Origin of the sequence: Streptomyces sp. NPDC057702, assembly GCF_042799315.1 — a bacterium.
GTDB lineage: Bacteria > Actinomycetota > Actinomycetes > Streptomycetales > Streptomycetaceae > Streptomyces.
In genome coordinates, this window is sequence record NZ_JBHVJC010000032.1 from 54,042 (window position 1) to 72,824 (window position 18,783).

Sequence of the window (18,783 nt, forward strand, 5' to 3'; positions counted from 1 at the left end):
CCATCCCCGCACGCGCGGGGAGCAGGCGACCCACGACTCACGGCACGCCACCCCGAGAGGACCATCCCCGCACGCGCGGGGAGCAGAGTAACTGACCTGCGTGTTTACCTGGCGGAGCCCTGGTTTTTTGCAACTTCCGCTGATCGCGACCTATCGCTCAAGTCTGGCAAATTACCCACGCATGCCTCTCCTTGGCCTGTCGGGTGCCGAAGGCGCCTGCCCTGGCGCCAGGCACGAGCGCTGACGATACCTGGGACTGCGGGCAGGAACGGGCCGCCCAGGCTCGTGTCCCGGGCGAGGCCCCGAGTGGCTGCGCCCCGGTATTCCTGCTGGGGCGCGGCCAGTTGTCAGGTCGCGGAGAGCGCGTTCCGTCGAAGGAGGAGGGAACGCGCTCGATCGCGGGTGTGGCGCGCGCCGGCGTTCGCCTGGTGTCGGGCGAGGCGCTTGACGATCGCTCGCACGCGGTCGTCAACCCGCCCTGAGTGCATGGTGGGGTACTCGTCCAACACGCGGTTCCAGGTGAAGCAAGCGGCGTCCAGGTGGCCGATTTCCAGCTGACGTTCGGCGAGCAGACCGCCAAAGATCATCGATGACCGATGGCTGTCCGTGTCGCGGCGCAGCCTGAAGTGATCTTGTAGCGAACTCACGCTGCCCTTGGTGTCGCCCATCTCGTATCGCACCTGCGCCGTGGCGTACGCCAGAGTGGAGTAGCTGAAGCCGCCCACGGACCCGGGCCCGCTCGTGGCGGTGTCGAGTGCGCGTTCCGTCTCGCGCAAGCTGTCCAGAGCCAGCCGGCCGGAACCGGCCATGGCGTACCCGTGTGCCTGCTGCCCAGCCATGAACGCGCGCATGTACGGGCCACGCGAGGGAGCGACGTCAGCGGCGGCGTTCGCGTACCGCGTGGCCGGCGCACCGTGCCCCAGATTCGCGGCCTGCACACTGATGCCCCGCAGGATGTGGCAGTACGCCATGTAGTCATCCGCTGCGCCGGCCAGCTCCAGGCCCTTGACGTAGTACCGCTGCGCCAGCCCCTGAAGCCCCTCGTCCATGGCCATCCACCCAGTTGAGTAGCACGCCATCGCCGCTGACGACAGCATCGCCTTGCGGATGGGCTCGCGCGCGGACGCGCGCAGATACGGGGCCACCGTGTTGACGATGAACGCGCCGGCCATCGGCCGCGATTGCTGCCCGCCAACATCCTGTCCGATGGTCCGTAGACGCGACATCATCGCGTCTACCGAGTCCACCTCGGCCTGTCCGATCGTGGTGTGCGCGTTCCGCTGTGCGGCCTGCGCGCGCCCGACCACATCCGGCCAGCCGGGGACGACGAGTGCGGCGGAAATGACGCCTACCTGTGCGACGCGTCGCCGTGCCGGATTCATGCGCAACCTCCGGATGGGAACTCGTCCGCCAGAGTGTCGAATTGATCGTCAGAGCGCCTGGACGCGCGCGCTTCGTTGAGCGAGGAGGGAACGTGCCCGGTCATGCGTCTGACGGGCGAGGGGGTGGGCCAGGTGTGGTGTGAGGAGTCGGGTAGCGGAACGTACGCGAGCATCCACACGGCCGGAGTGCATGGCCGGATATGCCGTCAGCACGCGGTCCCACGTGGCGCAGGCGGCATCCAGGTATCCGGTGGCGATCTGTCGTTCAGCCAGAAGGCTTGCGTGGAGCAACTCGCTTCGGCGGCTGTCTGTGTGGTCACGGAGCTTGAAGTGGTCGTGCAGTGATCGCACGCTGCTCTTCGTGTCCCCAAGCGATACGTGTACCTGCGCTGTGGCGTACGCGAGCGTCGCCGCGGAGAAGCCGCCCAGCCGCCCGACAGGGCTCTCCGCCTGGCTGACCGCCCGCTCTGCCTCACGCAGCGCGCTCCATGCTCGTGTACGGTCGCCGGCGACCGCGTAGGCGTACGCCTGCTGCCCGGTGATGAAGGCGCGCATCCGGGGCGAGGACGAGGGGGCGGCACCGGCCGAGACTTCGGCTAGATGGCGTGCCGTCGGCCCGTGTCCCAGGTCGGCTGCCTGTACGGACATGCCACGGAGGATGTGGCAGTACGCCATGCGGTCGCCACTCATACGAGCCAGTTCGAGGCCCTTGACGTAGTACTGCTGCGCCAGGCCGTGCAGCCCCTCGTCCACGGCCATCCATCCGGTGACGTACGACGCCATCGCCGCCGCGTGCTGCATGGCCCGTCGTACCTCTTCCGATGCTTCGGCCCGTAGGTACGGAGCCACGGTGTTGACGAGGAACGCCGCCGCCATCGGCCGTGCATGCTGACCGCCGTACTCGTCGTCGAGTGCACTGAGCTGGTTAGTGAGTGCTTTGACCGCCTCCACCTCGCCCATCCCCACACGCATATGCGGTGTTGTCGTGACAGCGGAGAGCCGGTCTGCGGCGTCGGCCCACCCCGGAACGGCCAGCGCGGCTGAGAATGCCCCAACGCCGGCAACGACACCACGTCGCGTCGGGTCCACGGACTGCCTCCCCAGGGCTACGAGACTGTCGACCAGATCTCTACCCGTATTCGTGTGCGATACCTCGCCCGGAGCGGGGAACCCCGCGTCGGTCAGGCTGAGGGCGCGGCCCAGGCGCCGCGCCAGAGTTTCGACGATGAGGGAGCGGGATTCGGTTTCGCGCGGCATCGCTCCCTGAAGCCAGGCCCATGCCGTCTGCGCGCTGTACGTCCTGGGGGCGCCTCGCTCGGTGCCCAGTCGGTTGGTGTGCTGGGCGAACTGTCGAAGTGTCCACTGTGTCTCGTGGAAGAGATGTCGAAGTTTCTCGTTCGGTGCCCGATCGGCCATGACCGCCCCTGGCGTTGACGGGAATTGAAGCCCGGCGGGGCCGCCACAGTACCGCTGTCCGTAGTGGCGCGGTTGCCTAGAGCGAGTAAGGCCCCCGCGACCGTGCGACCGGTCCGGGGGTGTGGACCACCCGAACGAGGCAGGTAGTCATGTTCCAGCGTACGGGCCCGTGTGGCCTTGTTCGCTGTGTTCGGCGGGGGTGGGTTGATGAGTGAGACTCCGGCTCCCACCCCCGTCGACGCGAGGTTGGCGGCGTTGATCGACAAGCACGACCGGCAGGCGCGGGAGGACGCGCCCGGTTCCTGTGCCCGGTGTCGGGCGATCTGGATTGTCGCGGAGCGGGCGGACGCTCTGGGGGATGTGCGGCGGCGGCGTAAGGCCGTTGAGGTGCTTGGCGCGCATCGCCGGCGGGCCCACCGGGTTGAGGAGGGTGGGAGGTGAACCTGGGTGATCGGGTCAGGGCCGTGCTGACCGGTGAGCACGAGGTGCGTACCGCGCAGGGTGTGGTGTTGCGCTTCTTCCTCGCCGACGGTCCGCTGGCCGCGCCCGGCGCGCGGTGGATGCGGGCGAGCGACGTGGAGTTCCAGTACGCGTACGAGCTGGCGCAGTTCGACGAGGGGGAACGCGCGGGGGATGGCGTACGGCCCAATCCGGACTGGTTTCAGGTGGCGTTGGACGCGTTGGTGGGTGCGGGGGGTTTCTTCTGGTCGGACGGCGCGGCGGCGTCGGGTGTGTTGACCACCAACGGAAAGGCGCCGGAGGAGTGCGGGCTCAACCTCGGCGCGCTGCGCGCTCGCGCGGGGGTGTCGGGTGAGTGAGCGTGAGGTGCGGGTGAACGTGTTGGTGTGGCGACCGCGCGACCCGCGCGCACCGGGTGATCTGGCGGCTGGTTGGCCGCGTGTGCTCCAGGTGCGCAGCGCCCGTACGGTGTGGCAGGTGCCGGGTGTGGTGCTGCGCCCGTACGAGTCGGTGATGGCGGCGGCCGGCCGTGCGGCGTACGCGCTGGGGCTGGAGCTGCCGACGGTGCACCGCGCCCTGACCATCGACCAGCGTCCGGCCCTCGGTCGCCATCCGGAGCAACTGGTCATCGTCGTGGACGGCGGCTGGACCGACGGCGAGGACGTCCGGGTGGTGTCCGGCAGCCGGTTCCCCCGCTCGGCGGGTTGCCTGTACGAGTGTCGCTGGGCGGAGGCGGAGGACCTGGCGGAGGAGATCGCCGTCGCCACGGCGTTGAGCGCGGCGCTGGGCAAGACCCCGGCGTTCATCGTCAACCAGCCACCGGCGGGCGCCTGCCACGGCGAGGGCGGGTGAGATTGTCCACGCCGAGGCGGCCCCCGGGCGCCGGGGGCTGGGTCGGGTGACCCCCGCTGCTTGCGGGGAGGTCGCCGCCCTCAACATCTGAGCCGCCGCGATGGCGGGGCCAGCCCCGCGTGCGGGGAGCAGCACACGGGTGATGGGGTGGCGGGTGCGCCACAGGGGCCATCCCCGCACGCGCGGGGACCAGCGTGAACAGGGACGGGTGGTCTAAGTTCGGGCGGGGCCACCCCCGCACGCGCGGGGACCAGGGCGTCACGCTGCGATCGACCCGCGTCACCCAGGGACCATCCCCGCGCGCGCGGGGAGCAGCCGGGGCCGTACGTCGCTGCCTGATGTGCGCAGGGACCATCCCCGCACGCGCGGGGAGCAGACTCGCAGCACCCAGGCGCCGGGGAGCCTGGAAGGACCATCCCCGCACGCGCGGGGAGCAGCGCTCCGACACTGCCTTTTCCGGGCTTTGTGTCGGACCATCCCCGCACGCGCGGGGATCAGAGCGCGACTCTTTCGAGCTGCGGCAGATGGTCAGGGACCATCCCCGCACGCGCGGGGAGCAGCGTGTGCCGTACGCCAGTTCGTGCAGATGGCGTGGGACCATCCCCGCACGCGCGGGGAGCAGACACCGGCCGACACGAGGAGCGCCGTCTCCGCGGGACCATCCCCGCACGCGCGGGGAGCAGCGCACGGGCTGCCAGTCCGCGCCGGCTTTGCCGGGACCATCCCCGCACGCGCGGGGAGCAGCGTGCGGCCAGGATGTCGTCCATCTGGGGGAAGGGACCATCCCCGCACGCGCGGGGAGCAGCGGCTGCCCTCGCCCACGATGGCTGTCGGTCGAGGACCATCCCCGCACGCGCGGGGAGCAGAGTAATTGACCTGCGGCTTTACCTGGCGGGAGGCCGGTTTCTTGCAACTTCCGCTGATCGCGACCTATCGGCCGAAGTTCGCAATTCGCTCACCGTGTCCTCTCGGTCGGGCAGGCTGCCCAGCCTAGCGTCGGACCTCGCCGGCCCGCTCCAGTCGCATCTGCGTGCAGCGCGGCCTATCCGAGGCTCGGCGGGAGCGGCTGGCGGCCCCACTCGCCCCGACGTGCCCAGGGCGCCGCGTGACGCGGCCACCGCCGAAGAGGGGCCCGTACAGATAGCGGCCCGTGACCGGTGTGCGGAGGCTTCACGCGAACGGATCGCCCGCCACCCCGGTGAGACGGATCAGGCCGGGCTTGCCTCCGTCGGTGACGCGCACATACAGCGTGTAGGTCGAGCCCGTCTCCTCGGTCTTCGCGCGCACCCAGGCCAGGACCTCCCCGACGTCGGCGCCGGTCAGTTCGTACTCGTCCGCTACCCCGGTCGACCTGTCCCAGAAGTACGCCCGATAGGTGGCGTCTTCCTGTTCCCAGGACGTGTCTCGCGGGTCCACTCCCCGTACGCGCATGGAGTCGAGCGTAGCGACTGGCCCCGCTGGGGCCACCCCCGCGTGCGCGGGGAGCGGGCCGCGATCAAGCACGGCGTGGGCGCGATGCTGGGACCATCCCCGCGCGCGGGGACCAGATAAGGCCGACCGACGGATGTCCCGCCCGCCAGGGACCATCCCCGCACGCGCGGGGACCAGGGGTACGGGTGGGGGGCCAGCGTCAGGGAGGAGGGACCACCCCCGCACGCGCGGGGACCAGGAGACGTCAAGATGACCGACGTGCACGACTGGGGGGCCACCCCCGCACGCGCGGGGACCAGCCGGCTCCTCCTGGCCCGTGTGCTCGCGGGCCGGGGCCACCCCCGCACGCGCGGGGACCAGTGCATCAGCCCGTAGTGACCCATTAGGTAGTCGGGGCCACCCCCGCACGCGCGGGGACCAGCTCTGGGGTGGTCTGGCGGGCGCCTTCGGCGCGGGGCCACCCCCGCACGCGCGGGGACCAGAGCAATTGACCTGCGGGTCTACTCCGCGAGAGGCCGGTTTTCTGCAACTTCCGCCGATCGCGACCTATCGTTCAAGCCTGGCATAACGCCCACCTCGCCTCGTACTGGCCCGTCGGGCGCTGAAGTCGCCTGCCCCGGCTCCAGCCGCGAACGCTGACCCTACCTGGGGCCGTGGGCGCGCGTGCGGTAGCGAGGGCTCCTTCGAGTCGCGGGTTGAGGCGGCGCCGGTAGGGGATGCGGAACGGCGCTTCCAGAGTGTTCGGAGCGGTCAGCGGGAAATGCGAGCAGCGCCCCTGACGGGCCCCGCCGGAGGCGCTGCGGGTGGGGCTACTCCCGTACACGCGGGGGGAGATGAGCGCGCGGCGGCCCGCTGGCGAGCGGAGTACCGTCCTACGTATGGCAGTTGAGCACCTGGGCGATCGCATCGCAAAGCTCCGTCGCCTCGCTGACCTCACTCAAGAGGGCTTGGCCGAGCGATCCGGCGTCTCCGTCGACGTGGTGCGGAAGCTGGAGCAGAACCGTAAGCACGGCGCCCGCCTCCCTACGCTGCACGCACTCGCCAAGGGGCTCGGCGTCGAGTTGACGGGTCTGCTGGGCGATCCCCCCGGAGTGCCGTCGAGCGGAGACATTGAACCTCCGCAACTGGTCGCCGTACGGCGGGCCATCATGCCGCCGCTCTTCGCCCCGCCTCCCGAACCGACGGCCGCCGATTCGCTGACCCTCCCGCTTCTGCGCGCCGAGTTGGCGGCGGGGTGGACGCTCTACCACGCGGCGGAGTTCGGTCGCGTCATGGAACAGCTCCCCGGCATCATCGCTGACGCCCGCCTGCTGGCGGCGGTGGGTCGGCCCGAGCAGCGAGCGGCGGGACAGGCGGCGCTCGGCAAGGCTCTCCAGCTCAGCGGGCATCTCGCCCTTCGGCTGGGGAAGTCCGACCTGGCCCTTGCCGCGCTGGAGCGCGCCATAGACGCCGCGCGACAGTCGTCCGATCCGCTGTTGGCGCCGATGATCTCCGGCTCCGTGGCATGGGCCTACCAGCGGCAGAACCGTCTGTGCGACGCCAAGCATGTGGCCGTGCGCGCCGGCGACGAGGTGGAGCGGGAGTACGCGCGGTCCGCCGAAGGCGTCCGAGTCTGGGGCGGCCTCCTGATGTCAGCGGCTACCTCGTACGCCCGGAGCGACGACTACGACACGGCCGACGAGATGATGCGGACCGCCGAAGCCGCGGCCAAGCGGCTGGCCCGGCTTCCGGCGAACGTGGACGGCAGGTTGGTCTCGGTGTTCAACACGTCATCCGTACGCATCGAGCGTGTACGCCTGGCAGCCCAGCACGAGCGACCCGCCGAGGCGCTCGACATCGCCCGTGGGATGCGCCTGAACAAGGACGTCCCCCCCTCGTGGCGTTCATGGCTGCTGCTCGACATCGCTCGCGCGTACGCGGACGTCGGAGACGCGGCCGGAGCCGTGCGTGCTCTCCAGACCCTGCACCGGGTCGCTCCGGCCTGGCTGCGCCACCACACACTCGCCGTTTCCATCGTCACCGACCTGTGGGCCGGGCCGAACCGCCCGCCCGGCCTGCGAAAGCTGGCGACATTCCTGGGCGTGGCCGCCTAAGCCCGCAGAACTGGGACGTTCCGTCCCTGGTTCGCTGCTGCCAGTCGCGGTTCGCTTACGTAGTGCAAGACCCCCGCGACCGTGCGACCGGTCCGGGGGCGTGGACGACCCGAACGAGGCAGGTAGTCATGTTCCAGCGTACGGGCCCGTGTGGCCTTGTTCGCCGTGTTTGGCGGGGGTGGGTTGATGAGTGAGGCTCCGGCTCCCACCCCCGCTGACGCGAGGTTGGCGGCGTTGATCGACAAGCACGATCGGCAGGCGTGGGAGGACGTGTCGGATTCGTGTGCGAGGTGTCGGGCGATCTGGATCGTCGCGGAGCGGGCGGACGCTCTGGGGGATGTGCGACGGCGGCGTGAGGCCGTTGAGGTGCTTGGCACGCATCGCTGGCGGGACCACCAGGTTGAGGAGGGTGGGTGGTGAACGTGAGTGATCGGGTCAGGGCTGTGTTGACCGGTGAGCACGAGGTGCGTATCGCGCAGGGTGTGGTGTTGCGTTTCTTTCTCGCGGACGGGCCGTTGGCCGTGCCTGGTGTGCGGTGGGTGCGAGTGAGTGATGCGGAGTTTCAGTACGCGTATGAGGTGGCGCAGTTCGATCCTCGGGCGCATGCGGAGCACACCGTTCGGCCCAACCCGGGGTGGTTTCAGGTGGGGTTGGACGCGTTGGTTGGTGCGGGGGGTTTCTTCTGGTCGGACGGCGCCAATGTCTCGGGTGTGTTGACGACCAATGGGAAGGCTCCGGGGGAGTGTGGGCTCGACCTTGTGGCGTTGCACGCTCGCGTGCGTTCCGGGTTGGGGGTGTGGGGTGAGTAGGCGTGAGGTGCGGGTGAATGTGTTGGTGTGGCGTCCGCGTGATCCGGGTGCTCCGGGTGACTTGTCGGGTGGTTGGCCGTGTGTGTTGCAGGTGCGGAGTGTTCGTGCGCCGTGGCAGGTGCCGGGTGTGGTGTTGCGTCCGTATGAGTCGGTGATGGCGGCGGCGGGGCGGGCGGCGTTCGCGTTGGGGTTGGAGTTGCCGGTGGTGCATCGTGCGTTGACTATCGACCAGCGTCCGGCGTTGGGGCGTGATCCGGAGCAGTTGGTGATTGTGGTGGATGGTGGTTGGACTGATGGTGAGGATGTGCGGGTGGTGGGTGGTGGTCGGTCTGCGCGCTCGGGGGGTTGCTTGTATGAGCGTCGTTGGGCGCGGGCGGAGGACTTGGCTGAGGAGATCGCTGTGGCCACGGCGTTGAGTGCGGCGTTGGGTAAGACTCCGGCGTTCGTTGTTAATCAGCCGCCGGGGGGTGAGCTTCGTGGTGGGGGCTGGTGAGGGTTGTTTGTGGCGGGGCGTCCGTGGAGTGGTGGGGGTGGGTGTGGGGGAGCCCCGCGACTGCGGGGACGGAAGTGCCCTGAACATCTGGGCCGCCGCGATGGCGGGACCAACCCCGCGTGGGGGCCAGGTCCACACGATGCCGGCCTACACGATCTGTCCGGGGCCACCCCCGAGCGCGCGGGGACCAGCGGATCGTCGCGACCGGCCCGAGGGGCTGGGCCGGACCACCCCCGCACGCGCAGGGACCAGCAGGGAGCGATCCGGCAAGCCCTCAAGATCAAGGGACCACCCCCGCACGCGCGGGGACCAGGGGATCGGGCACGGGTGTCACCAGCCGGGACCACCCCCGCACGCGCGGGGACCAGCAGCGCGGCCACTTGGGACCACCCCCGCACGCGCGGGGACCAGCCGGTGACACGGTCCGCAGGGCCAAGAGAGCAGGGACCACCCCCGCACGCGCGGGGACCAGTGAGCACCGCAACAGCCGCCGAGTGGGAGAGCAGGACCACCCCCGCACGCGCGGGGACCAGCCGTTGCCCCGCTTGCCTGCGTCCCAGTAGCAGGGACCACCCCCGCACGCGCGGGGACCAGCCATCGTGGAGCTCTACGGGCGCGGCGAACCGGGGACCACCCCCGCACGCGCGGGGACCAGATGCTGCTGGATCGGCCCCACCAGCGGCTGATGGGACCACCCCCGCACGCGCGGGGACCAGTAATTGACCTGCGGGTTTACCCGGCAGGAGGCCGGTTTTCTGCAACTTTCACCGATCGCGACCTATCGCCTAAGTCTCGCAAGTCGCCCGCAACCCTCTCGCAGAGTCGGTCGCCCGGGAGGCGCGCTCGGGCTTGCCCCCACCGTATCCGCATCCGCGTACGACGCGACTGTCGCGATATCCCTTGCCAGCCAGGCCGGTTGACGAAGCGTGGCTTGGTGCCGCCTCGGGGGTGGCAACGCGGGGCACCCCCACGCGAGGGGCCAGGCCGCCACCCCACCGAACTGGATGGGAGAAGGCGGGCCACCCCGCGTAGGCGGGGAACAGCCCACGAGCGCCCCGCCCGGCACGCGCCCACCAGGCCTGGCCCCACCCGACACGCCCCCGGGGCCCACCCGACACACCTCCACCGGGCCTCGCCCGACACACCCCCACCGGGCCTCGCCCGGCACACGCCCCGGGCCTCGCCCGCACACTCCCCCCGGGCCTCGCCCGCACACCCCCACCGGGCCTCACCCGGCACGCGCGCTCCTGCGGGCCCCGCCCGCCCCGCCGCTGCCCCCACCTGCTGGCGACCCCGTCAGCACGGGGCGTGGTGACCGGCGGTGAGGAGAGGGGAGTCGGGGGCGGGGAGCGGGGGGACGGCGGGCCCGTCGGGGGTGGGGTCGTGGGCCGTGAGCTGGGTGGCGAGTCCGGCCAGCCCCTCGGCCAGTGCGTGGCGTTCGCGTACGGACATGCCGTGGATGGCCTCGTGGAGCATGCTCTCGCGTTCCTCGCGGACGTGCTGGAGGTGCCTCTTGCCCGCCGTGCTGAGCCTCAGCGCGACCTCGCGCCCGCTGTCGGGGCAGGGGAGGCGTTCCAGGAAGCCGATGGTCTGCAGGCGGTCGCACATGCGGCTGACGTTCGGCGGTGAGGAGGCCAGCAGGTGGCACAGCCGGCGCATCCGCATGCCGTCCTGCCGGTCGACGACGTACATCAGTCGCAACTGCGAGACGGACGCGGGCGCGGTGGCCTGCGCGGTGGAGTCTCTCGCGCGTTCCCACATGACGTCGAGGAGTTCGGCGATGCCGCTGGCGGCGTCGGTGGCCTCCGAGCAGATGCTGCTGGCGTCGGCGTCTGGTGCGGGCATGGCTCCCCGTCGGCTGTGTGCTCGTGCCCGGTGGTTGACCCGGCAGGTGGCTCAGGTGCTGTTGTTGGGCCCGGTGGGGCGGGTCGCTCTCGGTTCCCCCTCGGTCGCGGGGGGTGCCGAGGCCGGGTGGGGGGTCGCGGTGCCGGCGGGGGGCGGCGCCGTGAGGTGTTCGAGCGTACCGGTGACAACGAGGAGCCGGTCCAGCCGCGCGGGCCGGTTCTCCAGGTGCAGGCGCACGCCCGCCGAGGTCGCGCGGCGGGCGATCATCAGCAGGGTCGACAGGCCCATGGAGTCGATGACGCCGACGTGGGCGAAGGACAGGCGCAGGCTCGCCAGGTCGCGCCGGGCCGCGAGGCGGGCGGTGACCTCCTCCAGGAGGAAGTCGGCGTTGTCGTAGTCGAGGTCTCCCGTGATCTCCACGCGGACGCCGCCGTCGGCCTCGACGGTGGACAGGCGCAGAGTGGGGGGCAGGGTGGTCATACGCGTCGTCCGGTGTCGGTGGGGGTGGCGGTGGTCAGGGCGGCGGAGCCGTGCTCCAGGATGCGGACGGCCCGGGGGAAGTCCTTCAGCTCGCGGGCGAAGAGGGCGAGGGCCGCCGGCAGGGACCGCGTGGGCACCCCGCGCGCCGCGAGGATCCGCGCGGTCCAGGTGAGGAAGCTCCGGAAGAGGTCCTCGTCACCGAGGTAGAGGGCCGTACCGAGGAACTCCACGATGTGCGCGAGGTCCTCCGCCGTGCGCTCCCGCTGGGCGTCGTCGTACTCCCGCATGAGGGGCAGAGCGTCCTCCAACGCGTGGAAGACGGCCCGCACGAGGGCGTCGCTGTTGCGGACGACCATCGTGTACTCCTGGTCGGCCAGGTGCGGCAGGTCGTCCATCTGCTGGTGGTCGAGGCGTGGTTGCGGCAGCGGCCCCAGGGCCAGGATGTCGGCGGCGGTACGGGCGTCGGGGGCCCACGCCTGGGCGCCCAGCAGATGCGCGTACCGGCCATCCGGTCCGAACGCGGCGCCGCCGACCAGCACGGGCACGCCCACGGCCTGGCAGGCGGTGATCGCCGCGTGCGCGGTGGGCAGGCGGGTGGCGATCGAGCTGGAGAGCGCGACCGCGTCGGCGTGGGTGTGGTGCAGGTGCGCGATCAACCGGGCGGAGGGGACCTGGGCGCCGAGGTAGTCGACCTGCCAGCCGCGCAGCGTCAACACCTCCGCGACCAGGCGGGCGGGCAGTGCGTGCCATTCGCCGTCGACACAGGCCACCGTGATCCGGCCCAGGTGCCCGCTGCCACGGGCGGCGGGATGCGCGGCGAGCGCCGCGACCACGCGTTCGTTGATGGCGGTCGCGGCGTGTTCCTGGGCGACACTGATCCGGGCGGCGGCCCACTCCTCGCCGACCTTGCCCTGCACCGCGGCGATGACGTCCAGCAGGAGGAACTCGGGGTCGACGCCCTCGTCCAGGGCGCCCAGCACGACCTCGGTGGCGGAGTGCAGGTCCTTGGCCGTGACGCTGTCCCACAGCCGGTCGGCCAGCTCCCCAGGACGCGTGCCGTGGGGGAGCCGGGACGGGGTGCTCGTGTTCATGCGGTGTACCTGCCCCGGGTGTGCCCGTCCACCGCGCTCAGATGGTGGGTGCGGGGCGCCGAGATGGCCACGACGGCCATGTCGTCGTGACGGCGCCGGCCGAGCCACTGGGAGGCCAGCATCTGAAGGTGCTCCACGACACCCTCCGACGGCATCCCGACGCATTCGGACAGGGCACGCCTGAGACGGTCCTCACCGAACTGGGCATCACCCATCGGGCCGCCCTTGGCCTCGGTGAAGCCGTCGGTGTAGAGGATGCAGGACTCCCCGGGAGAGAGCGTGACGGTGACCGTACGGGAGGGAACCTCCGGCATCACCCCGACCAGGGTGCCGCGGGTGTCGGCCTCCTCCACGGTCCCGTCCGCCCGGACGATCAGTGGGCTGGGGTGGCCGGCGCTGGTCAGTCTCACCTCGACGCCGTTGCGCTTGCGGGCGGCGGAGGCCAACACCAGGGTCGCGAACCGGGTGTGATGGGAGTTCAGCAGCGCTGTGTTCAGCAGGGTGAGCATGCGCTGGTGGTCGTCCGCCATGGGAAGCAGGGCGTGCAGGGTGTTACGGATCTTGCCGGTGAGCACGGCGGCCTCCAGGCCCTTTCCGCACACGTCCCCGAGGGCGACGAGCGAGGGCTGGCCCTCCACGGGGGCGGGGTGCACGTCGTAGAAGTCCCCACCCACCCGCTCGTGGTCCGACGAGGCGCGGTAGCCGCCGGCGAAGTCCACGCCGGAGATCTGACGCAGCGTCGGCGGTAGCAGCTCCCGCATCAACACCTCGGTGATGCCCGCCTGCTCCGCGTACAGGCGTGCCGCGGACATCGCCGCACCGGACCGGGCGGCGAAGAGCCGGGCGAAGACCTCCTCCTCGTCGGTGAAGGAGGCGCTGCCCACCTTGCGGAGCAACACCAGGGCTCCCGCCGGGACGCCGTGTCCGGGCAGCGGGGTGATGACGATCGAGCCGACCGGGCCGAACCCGGGCGGGATCATCCAGTCCGGCGCCGAGGCGGGGTCGATCCACCGGGAGGGCACCGGGGGGAACCCGCGCAGCGCCTCGCCGAGGCCGGGGACGTCCTCGGGCTCCACGTCCTCCTGGGACGTGCGGGGCGAGTCGCCGCGCAGGCAGGTCACCACGGGCAGCCGTCGGCCCCGCGCCGGCGCGATGGCCAGGGCGGCGTCGGCGAGGTGCTCGGCGGCCATCCGCGCGGTCACGTCCATGCAGCGACCCAGGTTGAGACTGGAGAGCAACAGGCTGGACGCCTTCGCCAGGAACGCGGTCCGCTCTCGCTGCGTACGGAGTTCCTCCCGGGCGAGCTGGTGACTGGTGTCGTCCACCAGCCACCACGCCACCGTGCCGTTGTCGCACACGGTGGGGTGCGCCTCGAAGCGGAGCCCGTCGATCTCGCCGCACGGGGGGAGCCCCGGCTCCCGTTCCTCTCGTGGGTTGGTCGAGGACGCCGCCCGGTGAGCCGTGGCCAGCCAGCTCGGGGCCACGTCGGTCAGACGCGCGCCCGCACGCGCCGCGGGCAGGAGGGCCAGAGCGGCGTCGTTGCGCTGGACGAGGATGCCCGACGCGTCAGCCACCAGTACCGGGTACGGGGCCTGGGCCCAGGGAAAGTCCGGCTCCGCGTACGTGACGGTGTCCGCTTGGGTGGAGACCACGTTGGAGGACCCGCTGCGCGAATCCCTCACCTCACTCGCTCGAACGGAATCATTGCTTTCAGGAAACCATCCCCCACGGCCCGGCGCGCTGACAAGCCATCCCCGTGCCCACCCGCCCATCCGCACACCTGTGAAGGTGGCGTGCGCGCCGGCGACCACCGAGTGCCGCGCGCAGGCCCTTCCACACCAGACGCGGCGTGGGCGACCCGGTGCCCCGCCCGCCGCCACCGCCGACGCGCGGCCTCCGTCCCGCCTCCCGACAGCCGGTGGGCCCACCCCGCCCCCGCTCCTCCCCGGCCGTCGCCGAGGAGGGAGGCAATCGGGGCCGAAACCGGGGCGTTTGGCGCTCTCCGGGCGGCCTGGAGACCCCGGCCGCCAGAAAGTTCGTGAAATCCTTCACATGAAAAATGTCCTGGTGGCCACCTCGGAGCCGGCCGGCGGGCCAGTTCCCGGCCCTTGCGGAGTCCCGTGTCGGGTCGCGCCCTGTTTCGGCCGAGTTAAACGCGAGATACGGAACAGCCGCCGGGGCCGTCGACTTACTCGCGCGTAGCCCTACATCGCCTGATCAGTGAGGGTGTGCAACGCTTCGGGAAGGCGTGCGGTTCCCCGTGGAGAGTATGGGATCGATCACGGGGGCCGCGCAGTGTAGCAGAGCCACTCGGCATCCTTGTGAAGGGGCTCACGAGCAACCCTCCTGGGGGTGCTGGATACTCGAATCATGAGCACCACGGAGCGTCCCCGAATCCTCGTTGTAGGCGGTGGGTACGTAGGTCTGTACGCGGCACGCCGCATCCTGAAGAAGATGCGGTACGGAGAGGCGACCGTCACGGTCGTCGACCCGCGGTCGTACATGACGTACCAACCCTTCCTTCCCGAAGCTGCGGCCGGCAGCATCTCCCCGCGCCACGTCGTGGTTCCGCTGCGACGCGTGCTCCCGAAGGCGGAGGTCCTCACGGGCCGCGTCACGACCATCGACCAGGACCGCAAGGTCGCCACCGTCGCCCCGCTGGTCGGCGAGGCGTACGAGCTGCCCTTCGACTACCTGGTCATCGCGCTCGGCGCGGTCTCCCGTACCTTCCCGATCCCCGGCCTGGCCGAGAACGGCATCGGTATGAAGGGCGTCGAGGAGGCCATCGGCCTGCGGAACCACGTCCTTGAGCAGCTCGACAAGGCCGACTCGACGACCGACGAGGAGATCCGCCGCAAGGCGCTGACCTTCGTCTTCATTGGTGGCGGCTTCGCCGGCGCCGAGACCGTCGGCGAGGTCGAGGACATGGCCCGGGACGCGGCCAAGTACTACCCGAACGTCAAGCGCGAGGACATGCGCTTCGTGCTGGTCGACGTGGCCGACAAGATCCTTCCCGAGGTCGGCCCGAAGCTGGGCGCCTGGGGCAAGGAGCACCTGGAGGGCCGCGGCGTCGAGGTCTACCTCAAGACCGGCATGGACTCCTGCGTCGACGGTCACGTGGTGCTCAACAACGGGCTTGAGGTCGACGCCAGCACCATCGTGTGGACGGCGGGCGTCAAGCCCAACCCCGCGCTGGCCCGCTTCGACCTGCCGCTCGGCCCGCGCGGCCACGTGGACACCGCCCCCACCCTCCAGGTCCAGGGCAGCGACTACATCTGGGCCGCCGGCGACAACGCGCAGATCCCCGACCTGGTGGGTCGCGCGGCCGGCAACGAGAACGCCTGGTGCCCGCCGAACGCGCAGCACGCGCTGCGGCAGGCCAAGGTCCTCGGCGACAACGTCATCTCGGGCATGCGGGGCTTCCCGCAGCGCGAGTACAAGCACGCCAACAAGGGCGCGGTGGCGGGCCTCGGCCTCCACAAGGGCGTCGCGATGATCGTCGTCGGCAAGATGAAGCTCAAGCTCAAGGGCCGTCTCGCCTGGTACATGCACCGTGGTTACCACGGCATGGCCATGCCGACCTTCAACCGCAAGATCCGCGTCTTCGCCGACTGGACGCTCGGGATGTTCCTCAAGCGCGAGGTCGTCTCGCTGGGCGCCATCGAGAACCCGCGCGAGGAGTTCTTCGAGGCCGCCTCGCCGGTCTCGACCCGGACCGCGGCCCCGGTGGAGAAGAAGGACGACGCCAAGGCCAAGGCGTAGTCCCCGGTCGCCGAAGCCCCTGACCCGGGCTTCCCCGACGACCGCACACCGGGCGGGCCGCACGGCCCGCACACAGCACACGACGAGGGCGTCCACCAATCCGTGGGGTGGGCGCCCTCGTCGTACCCACCCCGGCCAAGCCCCGCCCCGAACACCCTCGGCGTTCCTCGTACGCGGCCCCCGCCGCCGTCACGGCCGCCCCGCGCCCCCGCCGCCGTCACGGCCGGCTCCCCTGTACGCCGCGTGCCCGCTCCGTTCCGTACGCCCGGCCCGGTACGCCGCCCGTCGCGTACGGCACGCGCTCACCCGCCGCCGTCCGTACGCCAAGCGTTGCCGCGCCCGGCCCACCCCCACGCCGCCGCGCGCACTCGATCCGCGCACCGCCGGCCCCGTACCCGGCTCGCTCCGGCACGCCGCTCCCGCCCCCGCACGCCACCCAACCGGCACCCGCGCCACCCGTCGCTGTACGCGGCCCGCTCGCGCGCCATCGCACGCGCGGCCCCGCGCCGCGCACCCCGCGCAAGCCCCCGCCCCGCGACGAGCCCGACGCCGCCGCACGCCGCGCCGTAGGCCGCACACCCCCGCAAGCCGTACAGCCGTACCCCGCCACGCACGGGCATGCCACGCACCCAGCGCGTCCCCCAACCGCGTGGGCAAGCCGCGAGGCCCGTGCACCCGGCGCACCCCCCAGCCACGTGCCCGCGCCCGCAACGCGCCGGTCCGCCCCCGCCCAGCGTCCCTGGGCCGCTGAGCCGGGCCCCCAAGCCGAGCGGCCGAGCCGCCACGCCGCGCCCCAGCCCATCCCCGACGCGGCGCGCCAGCGCACCTGCGGGCCGCCGCGCTGCCCAGCGCACCGCCGGGCCCTCACACCGCGCCCCGGCCCATCCCCCTACGCCGCGCGCCAGCGCACCCCGCACCCCGTAACGCCAGTGCGGTGGTCTCGGGTCGCTTCGGCACGCGTCGTCGGGTGGTGTGGGGTGGGGCGACCTACGCTGAGGGCGCTCGCTCGCCGGCGGCGTTCGCGGGGGAGCTCGTGGGGTGGGGCGCGTGGTCGGTCGTGCGGCCGGGTGGTGGGACTTTGCCGTTTCCACAACCGCGATCGGGACTGCCGTGCGGGCGGCGGGTGTTTTACGTGGCAGGTGAATCTTTCTTGAGATGTGCCGCTACGCGATCACCGCGTCTCCCTGGAGGTGTGCGACATGGCCGATGCCGCTGGACGGCTCTCCGCGCTCGCTGAGGAGGTCCTCGGGGCCCCCTTCCCGGTCCGGATCAGGGCCTGGGACGGTAGCGAGGCCGGGCCCGCCCCCGGTGCCACGGGGGCGGGTGCGAAACCGCCCACCCTGGTCGTCCGCGACCGGCGCGCCGTGCGCCGGCTGTTGTGGCGGCCGGGTGAGCTCGGCCTCGCCCGTGGCTGGGTCGCCGGCGAACTGGACGTCGACGGCGACCTGTACGCGGCGCTCGACCTGCTCTCGGGCGTGCTGTGGGAGCGCGGCGAGGACGCCGCGCCCCGGCGCGGGCTGCGTTCGGCCCTCGGTGCGGCCCGCGACCCCAGACTCCGCGCCGCCGCTCGCGACCTGTTCGCCCTCGGCGGCCCCTGGCCACCCCCGCGCCCGCCGGTCGAGGAGGCCCGCCCGCCGCGCGGCCCGCTGCACACCCTGCGCCGCGACCGGGCCGCCATCAGCCACCACTACGACGTCGGCAACGACTTCTACGCACACGTCCTCGGCCCCTCCATGGTCTACTCCTGTGCCTACTGGCCGACCCCGGACGCCACGCTGGAGGAGGCGCAGCGCGCCAAGCTGGACCTGGTCTGTCGCAAGCTGGGCCTGACCAGCGGGCAGCGCCTGTTGGACGTGGGCTGCGGCTGGGGCTCGCTGGTCCTGCACGCGGCGCGCGAGTACGACGTACGGGCCGTGGGGATCACGCTCTCCCAGGAACAGGCGGAGTACGCCCGCAAGCGGGTCGCCGAGGAGGGGCTCACCGACCGGATCGAGATCAGGGTCCAGGACTACCGCCGGGTCGACGACGGCCCCTACGACGCGATCTCCTCCGTCGGCATGGCCGAGCACGTGGGCGCCGAGCGGTACGCGCGCTACGCCGCGTTGCTGCACGGGCTGCTGCGGCCCGGCGGGCGGCTGCTCAACCACCAGATCGCGCGGCCCCCGCGGCACCACGAGGAGTCCTACCGCGTCGACGAGTTCATCGACCGTTACGTCTTCCCCGACGGGGAGCTCGCGCCGGTGGGGCGGACGGTGAGCCAGTTGGAGGATGCCGGGTTCGAGGTGCGCGACGTGGAGTCGATCCGCGAGCACTACGCGCTGACGCTGCGCAGCTGGGTCGGCAATCTGGAGCGCGAGTGGTCGCGGGCGCTGCGGCACGTCTCGCCGGGCCGGGCCCGCGTGTGGCGCCTGTACATGGCCGCCAGCGCGCTGTCCTTCGAACGCAACCGCATCGGCGTCAACCAGGTCCTGGCCGTCCGCACCCCGGAGGGCGGCGCCTCCGGACTGCCGCTGCGCCCCCGCGCCTGGCACTGACCGCCCCCGCGCGTACGCGCCCGCGTCCGTGACGCGCGACGGCCGGTGGCGGCGCGTCAGCCGGCGACGGCGTGAGGCCGGTGGCGGCGTGACGGCCGGTGGCGGCTCGACCGTCGGTGACGCGCGGGGGCCCCGG

At 71.9% G+C, this 18,783-nt stretch carries 14 protein-coding genes and 4 CRISPR repeat arrays (1 of these 18 cut by a window edge); of the genes, 7 read left to right on the forward strand and 7 right to left on the reverse strand.

The genetic code is table 11. The annotated features are described in order from the left end of the window. Nucleotides 1-86: a CRISPR direct-repeat array (repeat unit 28 nt; unit sequence GGACCATCCCCGCACGCGCGGGGAGCAG); it begins 798 nt to the left of the window's first position. Between the two features lie 261 nt (nucleotides 87-347). After that, entirely contained in the window at nucleotides 348-1,382 is a 1,035-nt protein-coding gene (locus tag ACFVFR_RS23925; protein ID WP_383705006.1) for a transcriptional regulator, read from the reverse strand. Nucleotides 1,383-1,430: 48 nt separating this feature from the next. Then, complete coding sequence (locus ACFVFR_RS23930) at nucleotides 1,431-2,354, reverse strand: transcriptional regulator (RefSeq protein ID WP_383705008.1); 924 nt, start codon at nucleotides 2,352-2,354, stop codon at nucleotides 1,431-1,433. An 881-nt stretch (nucleotides 2,355-3,235) separates the two neighbouring features. On the opposite strand from ACFVFR_RS23930, the gene ACFVFR_RS23935 reads away from it, so the two are divergent. Beyond that, a complete protein-coding gene (locus ACFVFR_RS23935) occupies nucleotides 3,236-3,616 on the forward strand; it encodes a hypothetical protein (RefSeq protein WP_383705010.1) in 381 nt (126 codons plus the stop codon). After that, entirely contained in the window at nucleotides 3,609-4,109 is a 501-nt protein-coding gene (locus tag ACFVFR_RS23940) for a hypothetical protein (protein WP_383705012.1), read from the forward strand. The genes ACFVFR_RS23935 and ACFVFR_RS23940 overlap by 8 nt, the downstream gene beginning before the upstream one ends. A 105-nt stretch (nucleotides 4,110-4,214) precedes the next feature. Further along, a CRISPR array of direct repeats spans nucleotides 4,215-4,975; the repeat unit is 28 nt; unit sequence GGACCATCCCCGCACGCGCGGGGAGCAG. A gap of 304 nt (nucleotides 4,976-5,279) precedes the next feature. On the opposite strand, the gene ACFVFR_RS23945 is transcribed toward ACFVFR_RS23940, so the two are convergent. Next, entirely contained in the window at nucleotides 5,280-5,540 is a 261-nt protein-coding gene (locus ACFVFR_RS23945) for a hypothetical protein (protein ID WP_383705014.1), read from the reverse strand. Nucleotides 5,541-5,570: 30 nt separating this feature from the next. Continuing rightward, nucleotides 5,571-6,022: direct repeats of the CRISPR family, unit length 25 nt; unit sequence CCACCCCCGCACGCGCGGGGACCAG. A gap of 396 nt (nucleotides 6,023-6,418) precedes the next feature. On the opposite strand from ACFVFR_RS23945, the gene ACFVFR_RS23950 reads away from it, so the two are divergent. From ACFVFR_RS23950 to ACFVFR_RS23960, 3 genes are all read left to right on the forward strand, one after another. Beyond that, the gene (locus tag ACFVFR_RS23950; protein ID WP_383705016.1) at nucleotides 6,419-7,633 is read left to right on the forward strand and encodes a helix-turn-helix domain-containing protein; all 1,215 of its coding nucleotides are present in this window, start codon (nucleotides 6,419-6,421) and stop codon (nucleotides 7,631-7,633) included. A 413-nt stretch (nucleotides 7,634-8,046) separates the two neighbouring features. Next, nucleotides 8,047-8,442, forward strand: a complete 396-nt coding sequence (locus ACFVFR_RS23955; RefSeq protein WP_383705018.1) for a hypothetical protein — start codon at nucleotides 8,047-8,049, stop codon at nucleotides 8,440-8,442. An 82-nt stretch (nucleotides 8,443-8,524) separates the two neighbouring features. Beyond that, nucleotides 8,525-8,935 (forward strand): hypothetical protein, encoded by a 411-nt coding sequence (locus tag ACFVFR_RS23960; protein ID WP_383702974.1) that lies wholly within the window; start codon nucleotides 8,525-8,527, stop codon nucleotides 8,933-8,935. Nucleotides 8,936-9,100: 165 nt separating this feature from the next. Next, nucleotides 9,101-9,651: direct repeats of the CRISPR family, unit length 24 nt; unit sequence ACCACCCCCGCACGCGCGGGGACC. A 580-nt stretch (nucleotides 9,652-10,231) separates the two neighbouring features. On the opposite strand, the gene ACFVFR_RS23965 is transcribed toward ACFVFR_RS23960, so the two are convergent. The 4 genes from ACFVFR_RS23965 to ACFVFR_RS23980 are packed head-to-tail and all read right to left on the reverse strand — an operon-like array spanning nucleotide 10,232 to nucleotide 13,925. Further along, the gene (locus tag ACFVFR_RS23965; RefSeq protein WP_383705021.1) at nucleotides 10,232-10,780 is read right to left on the reverse strand and encodes a MarR family winged helix-turn-helix transcriptional regulator; all 549 of its coding nucleotides are present in this window, start codon (nucleotides 10,778-10,780) and stop codon (nucleotides 10,232-10,234) included. A 51-nt stretch (nucleotides 10,781-10,831) separates the two neighbouring features. Continuing rightward, nucleotides 10,832-11,260: an STAS domain-containing protein gene (locus tag ACFVFR_RS23970; protein ID WP_383705023.1), complete on the reverse strand. Its 429-nt coding sequence runs from the start codon at nucleotides 11,258-11,260 to the stop codon at nucleotides 10,832-10,834. Then, nucleotides 11,257-12,351 (reverse strand): B12-binding domain-containing protein, encoded by a 1,095-nt coding sequence (locus ACFVFR_RS23975; RefSeq protein ID WP_383705025.1) that lies wholly within the window; start codon nucleotides 12,349-12,351, stop codon nucleotides 11,257-11,259. The genes ACFVFR_RS23970 and ACFVFR_RS23975 overlap by 4 nt, the downstream gene beginning before the upstream one ends. Beyond that, the gene (locus tag ACFVFR_RS23980; protein WP_383705100.1) at nucleotides 12,348-13,925 is read right to left on the reverse strand and encodes a PP2C family protein-serine/threonine phosphatase; all 1,578 of its coding nucleotides are present in this window, start codon (nucleotides 13,923-13,925) and stop codon (nucleotides 12,348-12,350) included. The genes ACFVFR_RS23975 and ACFVFR_RS23980 overlap by 4 nt, the downstream gene beginning before the upstream one ends. A 796-nt stretch (nucleotides 13,926-14,721) precedes the next feature. Here ACFVFR_RS23980 and ACFVFR_RS23985 point away from each other — a divergent pair. Beyond that, entirely contained in the window at nucleotides 14,722-16,113 is a 1,392-nt protein-coding gene (locus ACFVFR_RS23985) for an NAD(P)/FAD-dependent oxidoreductase (RefSeq protein WP_383705027.1), read from the forward strand. 1,199 nt (nucleotides 16,114-17,312) lie between these two features. Further along, on the forward strand, nucleotides 17,313-18,647 hold the full coding sequence (locus tag ACFVFR_RS23990) for a class I SAM-dependent methyltransferase (protein ID WP_383705029.1): 1,335 nt from the start codon (nucleotides 17,313-17,315) through the stop codon (nucleotides 18,645-18,647). Nucleotides 18,648-18,783: the final 136 nt, after the last annotated feature.